The sequence below is a fragment of the Methylosinus sp. genome (assembly GCF_036560965.1).
Lineage (GTDB): Bacteria > Pseudomonadota > Alphaproteobacteria > Rhizobiales > Beijerinckiaceae > Methylosinus.
The window spans coordinates 40856-53512 of record NZ_DATBQF010000040.1 but is presented as its reverse complement, the minus strand read 5'-3'; the positions used below and the strand labels follow the sequence as shown (position 1 = coordinate 53512).

Below are 12657 nucleotides of genomic sequence, written 5' to 3'. Positions count from 1 at the left end.
GAGCGCCGACGACACAGAGCGGGCGCGTTTGCTCACTATATTCGTCGACGATTCGAGCGAGACATTTCTGACCCTTCCCGACGTCCAGCAGGAGAGAGAGAATGACCAGCCGCCTCGATTACGCCCACGCTGCGCCCGAAGGCATGAAAGCGCTCGGCGTCGCGCATTCCTATGTCGGCGCCAGCGGACTCGGCAAGGCGCTCGTCGAGCTCGTCTATCTGCGCGTGTCGCAGATCAACGGCTGCGCCTATTGTCTCGATCTGCACACGCGCGCGCTGATCGCGGAAGGCTTCACGGTGGAGAAGCTCGCGCTCGTGTCCGTCTGGCGCGAGGCGGAGGCGCTGTTCTCGGAGCGCGAGCGGGCGGCGCTCGCCTGGGCGGAGACCACGACGCGCGTCGCCGAGACCGGGATTCCCGATGCGGAATTTTCGGCCGTCTCGACGCAGTTCGCGGAAAAGGAGCTGGCCGATCTGACGATCGCGATCGGCCTGATGAACGCCTATAACCGCATCGCCATCGCCTTTCGCGCGACGCCCGGCGCGGTGAAGCGCGCCGCGAGCCATGCGTAGCGAGAAGGGTCTCGACTGGGTGAGCTTTCTGCTCGCCGATGTGCAGGGCGGCGTCGGGCCCTTTCTGGCGATCTATCTGTGGTCGAGCCGCCATTGGGACGCCACCAGCATCGGCGTCATCATGACCATCGGCGGCGCGGCCACTGTGGCGGCGCGCGCCCCCGCCGGCGCTTTCGTCGACTGGACGCGCAGAAAGCGCGGCGTCGTCGCCGTTGGCGCGCTTCTCGTCGCGGCGGGTTCCGCGGCGCTCGGCCTCTTCCCCTTTTTCTGGCCGGCCGCGGCGGCGCAGACGCTCATCGGCGCTTGCGACGCCGTGTTTCCGCCGGCGATCGCGGCGATCAGCCTCGGCGTCGTCGGAAGGGCGTATTTCGCCGAGCGGATCGGCCGCAACGAGGGGTTCAATCACGCCGGCAATGTGGTGACGGCGATCGCGGCGGGACTCGCCGGCTGGCTGATCGCGCCGGTGGCCGTGCTCTGGCTCGTCGTGCTGCTGGCCTGCGTCAGCGCGCTGGCGTTGGCGATGATCGATCCGAGCGAGATCGATCATCGCGCCGCGCGCGGCCTCGGCGCGGATGACGACGACCCCGCCGACGGCGAGCGGCCGAGCGGATTGCGCGTGATTTTCGAATCGCGTCCGCTGCTGATCTTCACCGCGGCGATCACGCTGTTTCATTTCGCCAACGCCGCCATGCTGCCGCTGGTCGGCGAGCGTCTGAGCCAAGGGCGCGATCAGACCGGCTCCTTGTTCATGGCGGCCTGCATCGTCGCCGCGCAGGCGGTGATGATCCCCATGGCCGCCATCGTCGGCGCCAAGGCCGATCTGTGGGGACGCAAGCCGCTGCTGCTCGTGGGTTTCGCCGTGCTGCCGGTTCGCGGCGTTCTCTACACGCTGTTCGACGATCCGCTCTATCTCGTCTCCATTCAATTGCTCGATGGGATCGGCGCCGGCCTGTTCGGCGCGCTCTTCTTCATCGTCATCGACGATCTCACCGAGGGCACCGGCCATTACAGCCTCGCGCTCGGCGCGTCCGGCGCGGCCTGGGGCGTGGGCGCGGCGCTCAGCAATGTCGTCGCCGGCGCGCTGGTCGACAGAGCCGGCTTCGACGCCGCCTTTCTGTTCCTCGCCGCCGTCGCGACGCTCGCGTTTCTCTTGCTCTGGCTCGGCATGCCGGAAAGCGCTAAGCCAGCGTCCTCCGCGGCCTGAACATGTGATCCTTCATGAATGATCGAGAACGCGCACGCTCGCCTTTCGCCGCGGCGCTGCTCGCCGTGGCGCTCGTCTTCGCCGGGGCCCTGGCGGCCGCGGCCGGCGTGACGCTGCTCGCCGCTGTTCCGTCGCTGCTGTCGGGCGGCGACGCGTCCTCCGGCTGGACTCGCGCCGCCGCCGTCATCATCTTTGCGGGGACCTATTTCGTCATCGCGCTCGGCGAGGCGCCGGGGCTGCGGCTCGATCGCGCCGGCGCGGCTCTGCTCGGCGCGAGCCTGATGGTCGGGCTCGGCGTGCTGCCGCTGGACGCGGCCTATCGCGCCATCGACTTCGACACGATCACGCTGCTGCTGGGCATGATGATCGTCGTCGCCAATCTGCGGCTCTCCGGCTTTTTTCGCCTCGCCGGCAATGTCGTCGTGACGCAGGCGAAGAGCCCCCTCGCGCTGCTCGCGGCCATTGTGCTGGTGACGGGCGCCTTCTCGGCCTTTCTCGTCAATGACGCCATCTGCCTCGTGATGACGCCGCTCACCATCGAGCTGACCAAGCGGCTGAAGCGCGATCCTCTGCCGTATCTGCTGGCCGTGGCTATGGCCTCCAATGTCGGCAGCGTCGCGACGATCACCGGCAATCCGCAGAACATGATCATCGGCGGCCTGTCGCATATTCCCTATGGCGCCTTCGCCGCGGCGCTGTGGCCGGTGGCGGCCTTCGGCCTTGTCGTGACTTTCGCGCTTCTCGCGCTCTTCTATCCCCGCGAGTTTCTCGCGCGCGAGCGGCTGCCCGTGGTCGCGCCGGCGCCGGCGCGGGCGCGCGGATTTCTCGTGGTCAAATCCGTGCTGGTGACGCTCGCCATGATGGGCCTCTTCTTCGCCGGCCAAAACGTGGCGAAGGTCGCCATCGTCGGCGGCGCGCTGCTGCTGGTCACGCGTCATGTGAAGGCGGAAAAAGTCTATCGCGAGATCGACTGGCCGCTCCTGCTGATGTTCGTCGGCCTGTTCATCGTCGTCGAAGGGCTCGAGACGACAGTGCTGACGCCGGAGGCCGTCGCTTCGATCGGCCGTTTCGATCTCTCCAATTCCGGCGTGCTGGCGCTCCTGTCCGCCATCCTCTCCAATCTGGTCAGCAATGTGCCTGCGGTGCTGGCGTTGAAGCCCTTCGTCGCCGGCGCGGCCGATCCGCAGCGCGCCTGGCTCGTCATCGCCATGGCCTCGACGCTCGCCGGCAATCTGACGCTGATCGGCTCGGTCGCCAATCTCATCGTCGCCGAGCGCGCCCGCGCGGCCGGCGTCTCGATCAGCTTCTGGGCCTATTTCAAAGTGGGCGCGCCGCTCACGCTCATCACCATCGCTTTCGGCGCCTGGCGGCTGTCTTAGAGCGCGTTCCGCTCCAAAGAAGGCGTTCCGCTCCAAAGAAGGAATGTCGGATCGCGCTCCAGGCGGCAACTTTTCGCCGCGCCGGGCGTTTTCATCGCATCGGAGGGCCGGGGGCCCACGAGGGGAGGTCGAAATGGCGACCGCAATCCCGCAGCTCCATATGATCTCGAGCGAGCATATCGTCGGCGCGAAGGTTTTCGATCAGAGCGGCAAGGAGATCGGCGAGATCGATCATTTCATGATCGATCCGGCGAGCGGGCGGGCGCGCTACGCGATCGTGAACTTCTGCGGCTTCATGTGCCTGCGCAAGGGCCATCACGCCGTGCCGTGGAACGCGCTCCGCTATGATCTCGACAAGCGCCGCTATGCGACGACGGTGACCGAGCACATGCTCGAGGACGCGCCCGAATATGACGAGGCGAGCTGGGACGATCGCGCTTGGGAGACGCGCATCCACGCCCATTACGGCGCGGAGCCCTATTGGGAAGGCGCGGCGGCGGCGCGGTAGGCAGAGAAGTCTCTCGACGTCGCGTCTTCATCAGATGTGCATCGCCCGCCCATAGGCGTCGAGCGCGCTCTCGTGCATCGTCTCGGAGAGCGTCGGATGCGGGAAGATCGTCTCGATCAGCTCCGCCTCGGTCGTCTCCAGCGTCATCGCGATGACGAAGCCCTGGATCAGCTCCGTCACTTCCTCGCCGATCAGATGCGCGCCGAGCAGGCGGCCGCTCTTGGCGTCGAAGATCGTCTTCACCAGTCCTTCCGCCTCGCCCATCGCAATGGCCTTGCCATTGGCGAGATAGGGGAAGCGCCCGACCTTCAGCTCATAGCCCGCCTCTTTCGCCGCCGCTTCCGTGAGGCCGACGGAGGCGATCTGCGGATGGCAATAGGTGCAGGCGGGAATGCGCGTGCGCTCGATGGGGTGCGGCGAGAGCCCGGCGATGGCCTCCACGCAGACGACGCCCTCATGCTCGGCCTTATGGGCGAGCATGGGCGGACCCGCGACGTCGCCGATCGCATGGACGCCGGCGACATTGGTGCGGCCGAGGCCATCGGTGAGGATGACGCCGCGCTCCATTTTCACGCCCAGCGCCTCGAGGCCTAGGCCCTCGCTATTGGGAACGACGCCGACGGCGGAAATCACGCGCTCGGCCTCGACGAGCGTTTCGCCGCCCTCCGTGACGATCGTCGCGGCGACGCTATTCTCTCGCTTGTCGAGCCGCGCGACCGTCGCATTGGTGACGATCTTTATGCCTTGCTTCTCGAAGGATTTGCGCGCCAGAGCGGCGATCTCGGCGTCTTCCGCGGCGAGAATCTGCGGCAGCGCCTCGACCAGCGTCACCTGCGCGCCGAAGGTCGAATAGAAGGACGCGAATTCGACGCCGATCGCGCCGCCGCCGACGACGAGCAGCGACTTCGGAATGGAGGCCGGCAGCAGCGCCTCGAAATAGGTCCAGACGAGTCGTCCGTCCGGCTCGAGGCCGGGCAGCGCGCGCGGCCGCGCTCCGGTCGCGACGATCACATGCGCGGCCGTATAGACGCCTTCGCCGAGAATGCTCTTGGGCTTTGGAAACTGCGGGCGCGCGCCGAAGCCTTTCGACGCGGCGACGCGGACCTCGCCCGGCGCGGTGAGCGAGGCCTCGCCCCAGATCACATCGATCTTGTTCTTCTTGCACAGAAACTCGACGCCGGCGTTGAGCCGGGCGGCGACCGCGCGCGAGCGCTTCACCAGCGCTTCCGCATCGAAGGACACGTCGCCTTCGATCCGCAGCCCGAAATCTGTCGCATGTCGCGCATAGCGAAAGATATCGGCCGAGCGCAGCAGCGCCTTGGTCGGGATGCAGCCCCAATTGAGGCAAATGCCGCCGAGATGCTCGCGCTCGACGACGGCGGTTCTCAGCCCGAGCTGGGCGGCGCGGATCGCGGCGACATAGCCGCCCGGGCCGCCGCCGATGACGATGAGATCATAGGAATTGGACATGAAGGCCCTCGCGCGACTCGACCGTTCTCCTATGTGGCGGATACGAGGGCCGGGCGCCATAGGCGACGGGCGTCAGTCGGCGGGTATGTGGCGCCTCGCCGTCCGCACGAGCTGCCGGCGTCCCTCGGCGCATCCGCGCTGCTCGAAATGCGCGCGGGCCGAGGCGTAGCGGCCGCGCGCGATTAGAAAGGCGACGTCCGGATTGCGCGCGATATAGGCTTCCGCGTCGAAATTCTCCGGCGTGGCGAGGATGTCGCGCGGGATGATCTGCACACGCCCCTCATAGCGGCCATAGCGCGAAAAATGCGCCCGGCCGGAGACGATCCGGCCGCGCCGCACCGATTCGGATACATCGGGATTGGCGTAGAGATAGGCGCGCTCGTCGAAATTCTCTTGTGTCACGACTTCGGCGAAGCTCGCCTCGGGCGGCAGCCGCGGCGGGGGCGCGGCCTCGCGCGGCCGCTGCGGGATCAGTCCGCGCAGGCTGGCCCAGGCGCGGCGCAGCGCGCGGCCGCCGGAGGCCGTCGCCGCCTCGAGCCGCAGCGGCGCGAGCGCCGCGGGGCCGATTCGCTCGCCGCGACGAATGGCGCGCTCGGCCATGTCGTGGAAGCGCAGAAAATGCGCATAGCCCCGCGGGTCGCGCGAATAGAGCAGTCCATACAGATCGTCGCGCGGGGGGGCGGCCGCGAGCAGCCGCGCATCCTCCGCCTTGGGGCCGTGGAAATGCACGATCGCCGCATCCCATTCGACGCCCCAATAGGGTTTCCAATGCATATGGATCGGCAGATGGTCCCAGCGCCCTTCGAAATGCTCGTTGAGCGTTTCCTGGTCGTAATGATGCGGGCGGCCGAGCCGGTCGCGCGCATGGCGCAGCAGCGCGTTATATTCGGCGCGCATGGCCGGGACATTGAGCAGCAGCACGCCCGAGCACAATTGCGACCATTCGTGCGGCTCGTGCATGGGCGCGGCGGCGAACAGGCGTGGGCGCAGCGGCGAGAGCGCGACGCGCCGCGCGAACAGCACGTCGCAATCCGTATAGAGGACGAATTCGTCCTCGCTCTCTATCAGCGGAATGTCGAGGCGCAGCATCGCCCCGGCGGCGACGGCGCGGTTCCAGCCCGGCGTCTCCGGCGTCGCCTCTATCGCGTCGATGAGGCCGGAGCGTCGGCGGTGGATATGGACGGCCGCGTCATGGCCGAGGACGGCGCGGAGCCGGTCCTCCTCGCCATCGAAGACGATATGCGGCTCCAGCCCCGCTATGTCGATCGCCGTGCGGACGGCGACGCGCAAATGCGTGGCGTAGCGGTCGAGGGCCGGCGCGTTGAGACAGGCGTACCATTTCATCTGCGGGCGTCCGCGCGTTCTTCCGCGCGGGCGGTCGTCGCAGTCGCGCCGGCGCTATCGACCTCAGGCCGTTTGCGGCAGGGCGGATTTGGCCTTTTCGACGATGGCCTTGAAGGTCTCCGGCTGGGTGATGGCGAGCTCGGAGAGCACCTTGCGGTCCACCGTGACGCCGGCCTTGGCGAGGCCGTCGATGAAGCGGCTGTAGGTCAGGCCGAACTCGCGCACGGCGGCGTTGATGCGCTGGATCCACAGCGCGCGGAAGACGCGCTTCTTGGCCTTGCGGTCGCGCGTCGCATATTGCATCGAGCGATCGACCGCGGCCTTGGCGGCGCGGATCGTGTTCTTGCGGCGGCCGTAGAAGCCTTTGGCGGCATCCAGGGTTTTCTTGTGCTTGGCGTGCGATGTGACGCCGCGTTTGACGCGAGCCATGGCGTGATCCTTTTAAAATCCGAAGCGAGGGAAGGGGAGAAGCTCAGCCGTTGGGCAGGAAATACTTCTTGATGTTATCGCCGTCCGTCTTGAACAGGACGGAGGTCCCGCGCAGATTTCGGATTTGCTTATTGGTGCGCTTGATCATGCCGTGGCGCTTGCCCTTATGGGCGTAGACCACCTTGCCGGTGCCTGTGATCTTGAAGCGCTTTTTGGCGCCCGATTTGGTCTTCAGCTTGGGCATTTTGCTCTCCTGGGCTCGAGGCCCCGTTTTTGCGCGCCGGAAAACCAGCGCATATTCGCGCGAGCGAAAAGAACCGCCACGGCAGCCCATCACTGGCCGGACGGTTCGGAAGCGCGGCTTATAAGCGGAAAGACAGGGGGATGGCAAGCCCGGCTCTGCAAGGGATCGCCGCGCGTCCGAGCAAAGTCTTTGCGCTCCGAGTCGCCGTTCCGATAAGAGTGGTCCCCGGATCGCCGGCCGGCGGCTCGCCCGTGGAGATGGAATGCTGCGACCTCTGAATATCGTGACGCATCACAAATGCGCGAGCACTTGGCTCCAGCGTTATCTCGCCGAGTTCTGCGAACTGAACGCCAAGGAGTTTTTCGGGTCCCACTACAGCCGTTTCGCGCCCCCCGCCTCGGCCGAGGTCGTGGCCTTGACGAATGCGTCTTATGATTTCGTCGAAGGAACGCTCCAGGATGGAGTCCATATCATAAGAAACCCTCTGGATATCGTCGTATCCGCATATTTTTCCCATAGAAATACGCATGCGCTCGATGGATGGCCGAAACTATCGCGTCAAAGAGAGGTTTTGCGATCTGCGCCGGAAGCCGACGGCCTGTTCGTGACGCTCTCTTTCTTGGAGCGAGACGACTTCTACGATGGGGCGGTCGGTCCTCTACATGCATTGCGCCATTGGAACTACGCGGATGCGAGATTTCAGACCATGAGGATGGAGGATATGGTCCGAAATCCAGGGGCCGCGCTGGGCTCGATCCTGCTGTCGCGATTTCCCGAGAGCGTCCTGCCCGTAGACGATAATTACAGTTTCGAGGCGATGTCCGGCCGGCGGATCGGCAAGGTCGATGAGGCCTCCCATTATCGTTCGGGAAAAGCCGACCAGTGGCGGCAAGCGTTGCCGCCGACGATCGTGAAATATATCAGAACGCATTACGCGGATATTTTGAACGCGTTCTATCCGGAGGCGGCGGATGACGACTAGCGTCGAGGGTCGCGAAGCACGAGCGCCGGGACAGCTCTCGGCCGCTCGCGCTCGCGCCCGTCACCGCGGCTTCGCCAGCCGCCAAAGCCACAGGCAGAGGCCGAGCAGCACGATGAGCGCGATCGCGCTCGGCCACAGCGGCATGGCTGCGCCGCCGACCTGGATTTCCGGCTGTGTCGCGAGCCGGCCGGCCTGGCCGAGCGCCATGAGCCCGAAGATGACCGCCGCCACTTTCAGTCCGGTGATTTGAGAGTGCATCGTTTCGTCCTCCAGAGGCCTCTGGCCGTTCATATAAAGGCGGGGCCGGCGGGGAAAAGACGGGATGGCCGACGCCGCATTGCGGTCGTCCGCGCCTCGGCCTATCTGCCGAGCGATCACCTCACGGAGGGACTTCGATGCGGCAGCCGGCGATTTTCCTCTCCCATGGCGGCGGCCCCTGCTTCTGGCTGGAGGGGCCCATGGCCCGCGCTTTCGATGGGCTGAAGACCCATCTCGCCGGCCTGCTCGACTCTCTGCCGGAGCGCCCGCGCGCCATCCTTCTCGTCTCGGCGCATTGGGAGGAGCCGCGGATCACGCTCGGCGCAGCGACGGCGCCCGGCATGATCTTCGACTATTACGGCTTCCCCGAGCACACCTATCGACTGAGCTATCCTGCGCCTGGCGCGCCGGACCTCGCCGAGCGGGCGCGCGGGCTGCTCGCGGCGGCGGGCGTGGAGGCGGCGCTCGATTCGACGCGCGGCTTCGACCATGGCGTCTTCGTGCCCATGCTGATCGCCGATCCGGGCGCGACGATCCCGATCGTCCCCCTGTCGCTACGCGAGGATCTCGATCCCGCCTTTCACATCGCCGTCGGCGCGGCGCTGGAGCCGCTGCGCGAAGAGGGCGTGCTGATATTGGGCAGCGGCAGCAGCTATCACAATCTGCGCACATTCTTCGACGGCGAGGCGAGCGCCGCCGCCGGCTTCGACGCTTGGCTGACCGAGGCCGCGACGACGCCGGATGCGAAAGCGCGCGACGCTCTGCTCGAACATTGGAGCGCGGCGCCGTTCGCGCGCGCCTGCCATCCGCGCGAGGAGCATCTTCTGCCGCTGATGGTGGTCGCCGGCGCCGCCGGCGCGGATGTCGGGCGGCGCATCTTCCATGATTCGATCGCCGGCAAGGCGATCTCCGGCTTCGCTTTCGGGTGAGACGCGACGCGCCTCACGCGGCGCGTCGCGTCTCGTCCGGCCCGCCGAAATAGTCGAGATAGCGCGCGTCGATCTCGGCGATGCGCATGATGACGAAAACATCCGTCGTGTTGAATTTGCGATCGACGACGGCGCCGTCGCCGAATTTCGCGCCGCAGCGCAGATAGCCCTTGATCAGCGGCGGCAGCGCGCTCATCGCCTTGCGCGCGTCGACCGCCTCTTTCGCCAGCATCTCCATCGGCACATGCAACTCGCGTCTTGCGCTCACACGCCAGTCGTCGTCGGCGCGCGCGTGATGCGCGAGAAAGCTCAGCGCCGCCGCATGGGCGAGCGGATTCGAACCCTCGAGGCTCGCGCAGCCGATCATCGCATCGATGCGATGATAGCGCACATAGGCGAGTATGCCGCGCCACAAAAGCTCGATCGTGCGCTTGCCGCGATATTGCTCCAGCACGCAGGAGCGGCCGAGCTCGAGAAAGCGCATGCCGCCGTGACGCGCCAGCAGCGGCGCTATGTCAAATTCGCCGGCCGAGTAGAAGCCGCCCTTCTTCTCCGCGACATCGTCGCGCAGCAGGCGATAGGCGCCGACCACCTTGGGCTTGATCTGGCCGAAGCGATTGCGGGCCTCGTGATCGATAACGATGAGATGATCGCAGAATTTGTCGAAGCGATCGGCGTCGCGGCGCGTGATCGCGGCCTTGGCGTCGGGCGTCGCCCCGCCCTTGCGAAAGAAGACTTTGAAGCGCAGCCGCTGCGCCTTGCGGATTTCCTTCTTGCCGCAGGCGAGCCGCACCTCGAGCGAGCCGAGCCGCGCGAGCGGCCCTTCGATCGACGCGTGCTTCTTCTTTTTCGGCTTCAGGAAATTCTGCGGCTGCAGCAGAGGAAAGGCGCCAGCGATGATCTTGCGGCCGGCGTCGGCGTGGATCGCCCACATTTCGCGTATCGTCTCCGCTCATGTCGCGCTCGCGTTTTTCTCGCGGGCGCCTCGGAGCTTTAAATCACGAGAGGGCGAAACTTTTGTGACGACGCGCGCCGACGAGAGCGAGCCCGAAGCCTCGCGGCCAGATGCGAGATCTGGACCGCGAGCCTTCAGGCTCGCATCGCAAATAGTCACCCGGAAACAGCGTTGACAGCGTCAGCGCGCGTTGTGGGAGACCGTGCGTCCGATCATATCGCTCGCACGGTCTTCGGTCTTCGATCAGCGTCGCTGCGTCTGAGCCTGTGGTCCATTCAGCAACGGCGTGATTCGACGCACGGTCACGCGGCGATTCTCGCGCGAGGGGCCTTGCGTCTGCACTTTCAGATATTGCTCGCCATAGCCTTGCGTCGTCAGATTTTCCGGCGGCACGCCGAAGTCGCGCGACAAGATCGTCGCCACCGCCTGCGCGCGGCGATCGGAGAGCGACAGATTGTCGATGTCGGCGCCGACTGCGTCTGTGTGTCCCTCGATCAGGAATACTTCCGCCGGATTGCGCTTTATCGCCTCGTTGAGCGCTTCCGCGACGAGAACGAGCCTTTGCCCTTGATCCGGCGTGATCGCCCAGGAGCCGGTGTCGAAATTGATCGTGTCGATGTCGACGCTGCGCGTATAGGCGCGCAAGGACGGGCTGTAGCGAATCTCGTCCAGAGTATAGCGGCGCGGCATGGGCGCGAGCGTCGGCGCGGTCAGCGTTTCATACAGCACGCGCTCGTCGGCGGCGCCGTAATCGACGACATAGGCGTCGGGAGCGATCTCGATCGGCGGCGGCGGCAGCACGACGACCTCCTCCGCGAAGCCGCGCGGCGGTCCGCGGAAACCATTGTCGATGAGAATGATCTCGCGACCGTCGGGGAAGCGGCGCAGGCGGCGCAGCAGCACGCCATTGGCGTCGGTGAAGGTCAGCACCTCGCCGCCGTCGCGGCGGGCGTAGACGCTCACGAATTCGTCGCCGCGCCTTTCGCTGCGCAGATTGCCGCCGAGCTCGCGGAAGCGTTCGTTCTCATCGTGGCGGATGAAGGCGCCGCCGCCCTCGCGCACGATGGTGCGGCCGGGCTCCTGTACGACGGTGACGCCGTCGTGATCGAATTGCTGGCGACGATTGTGGATGTCGTCCAGCCGATGGGCTCCGGGCTGGCTCAGCACGAAGCCGCCGACGAGGCCGGCCGCCGCGCCGATGGCCGCCGCCGCGGCCGGCGACACGCGCGGCGCGCCGCCGCGAGGCGGAGCCGGCGGCGGCCCACCGTAGGGGCCGCCCGCCTGAGGCGGCGGAGCGCCGTACGCTCCGCCGGCCTGCGGCGGGACATGAGGGGGCGCTCCCGCGGCGCCGGGGGCGGCTCCAGGGCCTGCCGGCAGGAAGCGTCCGCCGGCGCCGGGCGGCTGGCCGGCGTGATCTCCGGCGGGGCCGCCGGGGGGCGGGCCATTGGGCCGCGGCCCGGCCCCTGGCGGGGGCGAGGAGGGAAGGAAATTGCCGCCTTGCGGCGCCGGCGGCTGGCCGTGCGGCGCCGCGGGCTCGGGCGCGCCGCCCGTGGTCGGCGTCGGATGCGGTCCGCCGAGATGCGCGGGAGCGGGTCCCGTGGCGCCGCCGGCCGGCGGGGGCTCCGAATGCGGCGGCGCGCCTGCGCCTTGGCCATTCAGGGCTGGAACGGGTGGTCGCCCGGCGCCGGGGGCGTGGCCTTCCGCGGGAGCGCCGCCGAGCGCGGGCGCGGGGCTCGCGGGTGTGGCGGGGCGGGGCGCAGGAACGGCGACCGGCGCGGGAGCCGGGACCGGAGCCGGATGCGGAATCGGAGCCTGTCGAATCGGCGCAGGCGCCGGCATGGGCTGTTGCGGCGGATGGAGGATCGCCGGGCCGGACGGAGCCGCTGGCGCGTGCGGAGGGGCGGCCTCGCGCGGGCGGACGGGCTCTTGCGGGCGGACGGACTCTTGCGGGCGGACGGGCTCTTGCGGGGGCGCCGAGCGCAATTGCGGGCGGGGCAGCGGCGGGGCGCCCGCTCCCGGAAAGGGAGCCGGGCGCGGACCGGGCGGTGGCGCCGACGGCTGATGCATGGAAGGCGCAGGAGCGGGGGAGGGCGCTGGGGCGGGATGGAAGGGCGCCGGGGCGGGAGGAGCCGGCCGGGCCGCCGGCGCGGGCGCGGGTCGCGGCGGCGGCGGTTGCCGCCTCTCGTGATTCGGTTCGCCGCCCTGTGGCGCGGCCTGCGCCAGCACGACGCCTTCGCGGGCCGCGGCCGGCCCCACGCCGGCCTGCGGGCCGAGGGCCAGCGACGGCGTCATCAATCCGGCGAGCAGCAAATTCTTTCGTCTCGACATTCTGTTCTCCACGACTCGGGCGTGACCGTTCGCAATCTCCCCGCGCGTCCTTTCTGCC

13 protein-coding genes are annotated in these 12657 nt (G+C 67.7%); 6 read left to right on the top strand and 7 right to left on the bottom strand.

The window, feature by feature from the left end:
* Positions 1–101 precede the first annotated feature (101 nt).
* From VIF40_RS11365 to VIF40_RS11350, 4 genes are all read left to right on the top strand, one after another.
* The gene (locus VIF40_RS11365; RefSeq protein WP_331937628.1) at positions 102–569 is read left to right on the top strand and encodes a carboxymuconolactone decarboxylase family protein; all 468 of its coding nucleotides are present in this window, start codon (positions 102–104) and stop codon (positions 567–569) included.
* A complete protein-coding gene (locus VIF40_RS11360) occupies positions 562–1773 on the top strand; it encodes an MFS transporter (RefSeq protein ID WP_331937627.1) in 1212 nt (403 codons plus the stop codon). The genes VIF40_RS11365 and VIF40_RS11360 overlap by 8 nt, the downstream gene beginning before the upstream one ends.
* Before the next feature lie 14 nt (positions 1774–1787).
* Complete coding sequence (locus VIF40_RS11355) at positions 1788–3152, top strand: anion transporter (protein WP_331937626.1); 1365 nt, start codon at positions 1788–1790, stop codon at positions 3150–3152.
* A gap of 133 nt (positions 3153–3285) precedes the next feature.
* Complete coding sequence (locus VIF40_RS11350) at positions 3286–3660, top strand: PRC-barrel domain-containing protein (RefSeq protein WP_331937625.1); 375 nt, start codon at positions 3286–3288, stop codon at positions 3658–3660.
* A 30-nt stretch (positions 3661–3690) separates the two neighbouring features.
* On the opposite strand, the gene lpdA is transcribed toward VIF40_RS11350, so the two are convergent.
* The 4 genes from lpdA to rpmI form a co-directional block, all read right to left on the bottom strand.
* A complete protein-coding gene (gene lpdA / locus VIF40_RS11345) occupies positions 3691–5130 on the bottom strand; it encodes a dihydrolipoyl dehydrogenase (RefSeq protein WP_331937624.1) in 1440 nt (479 codons plus the stop codon).
* A 72-nt stretch (positions 5131–5202) separates the two neighbouring features.
* Positions 5203–6474, bottom strand: coding sequence for a hypothetical protein (locus VIF40_RS11340; protein ID WP_331937623.1), 1272 nt, complete (start codon positions 6472–6474; stop codon positions 5203–5205).
* A gap of 63 nt (positions 6475–6537) precedes the next feature.
* On the bottom strand, positions 6538–6903 hold the full coding sequence (rplT, locus tag VIF40_RS11335) for a 50S ribosomal protein L20 (protein WP_331937622.1): 366 nt from the start codon (positions 6901–6903) through the stop codon (positions 6538–6540).
* Between the two features lie 43 nt (positions 6904–6946).
* Positions 6947–7147, bottom strand: a complete 201-nt coding sequence (rpmI, locus tag VIF40_RS11330) for a 50S ribosomal protein L35 (RefSeq protein WP_331937621.1) — start codon at positions 7145–7147, stop codon at positions 6947–6949.
* Positions 7148–7556: 409 nt separating this feature from the next.
* On the opposite strand from rpmI, the gene VIF40_RS11325 reads away from it, so the two are divergent.
* Entirely contained in the window at positions 7557–8129 is a 573-nt protein-coding gene (locus VIF40_RS11325; RefSeq protein ID WP_331937620.1) for a sulfotransferase domain-containing protein, read from the top strand.
* Between the two features lie 60 nt (positions 8130–8189).
* Here VIF40_RS11325 and VIF40_RS11320 read toward each other — a convergent pair whose 3' ends face one another.
* Positions 8190–8387, bottom strand: coding sequence for a hypothetical protein (locus VIF40_RS11320; RefSeq protein ID WP_331937619.1), 198 nt, complete (start codon positions 8385–8387; stop codon positions 8190–8192).
* A gap of 137 nt (positions 8388–8524) precedes the next feature.
* Between VIF40_RS11320 and VIF40_RS11315 the strand changes: the two genes are divergently transcribed.
* Positions 8525–9316: a class III extradiol ring-cleavage dioxygenase gene (locus tag VIF40_RS11315; RefSeq protein WP_331937618.1), complete on the top strand. Its 792-nt coding sequence runs from the start codon at positions 8525–8527 to the stop codon at positions 9314–9316.
* Between the two features lie 13 nt (positions 9317–9329).
* On the opposite strand, the gene VIF40_RS11310 is transcribed toward VIF40_RS11315, so the two are convergent.
* A complete protein-coding gene (locus VIF40_RS11310; protein WP_331937617.1) occupies positions 9330–10250 on the bottom strand; it encodes a GNAT family N-acetyltransferase in 921 nt (306 codons plus the stop codon).
* Between the two features lie 264 nt (positions 10251–10514).
* Positions 10515–12599 carry an OmpA family protein gene (locus VIF40_RS11305; RefSeq protein WP_331937616.1) on the bottom strand — a complete coding sequence of 695 codons (2085 nt, stop codon included), beginning with the start codon at positions 12597–12599 and terminating at the stop codon, positions 10515–10517.
* Positions 12600–12657: the final 58 nt, after the last annotated feature.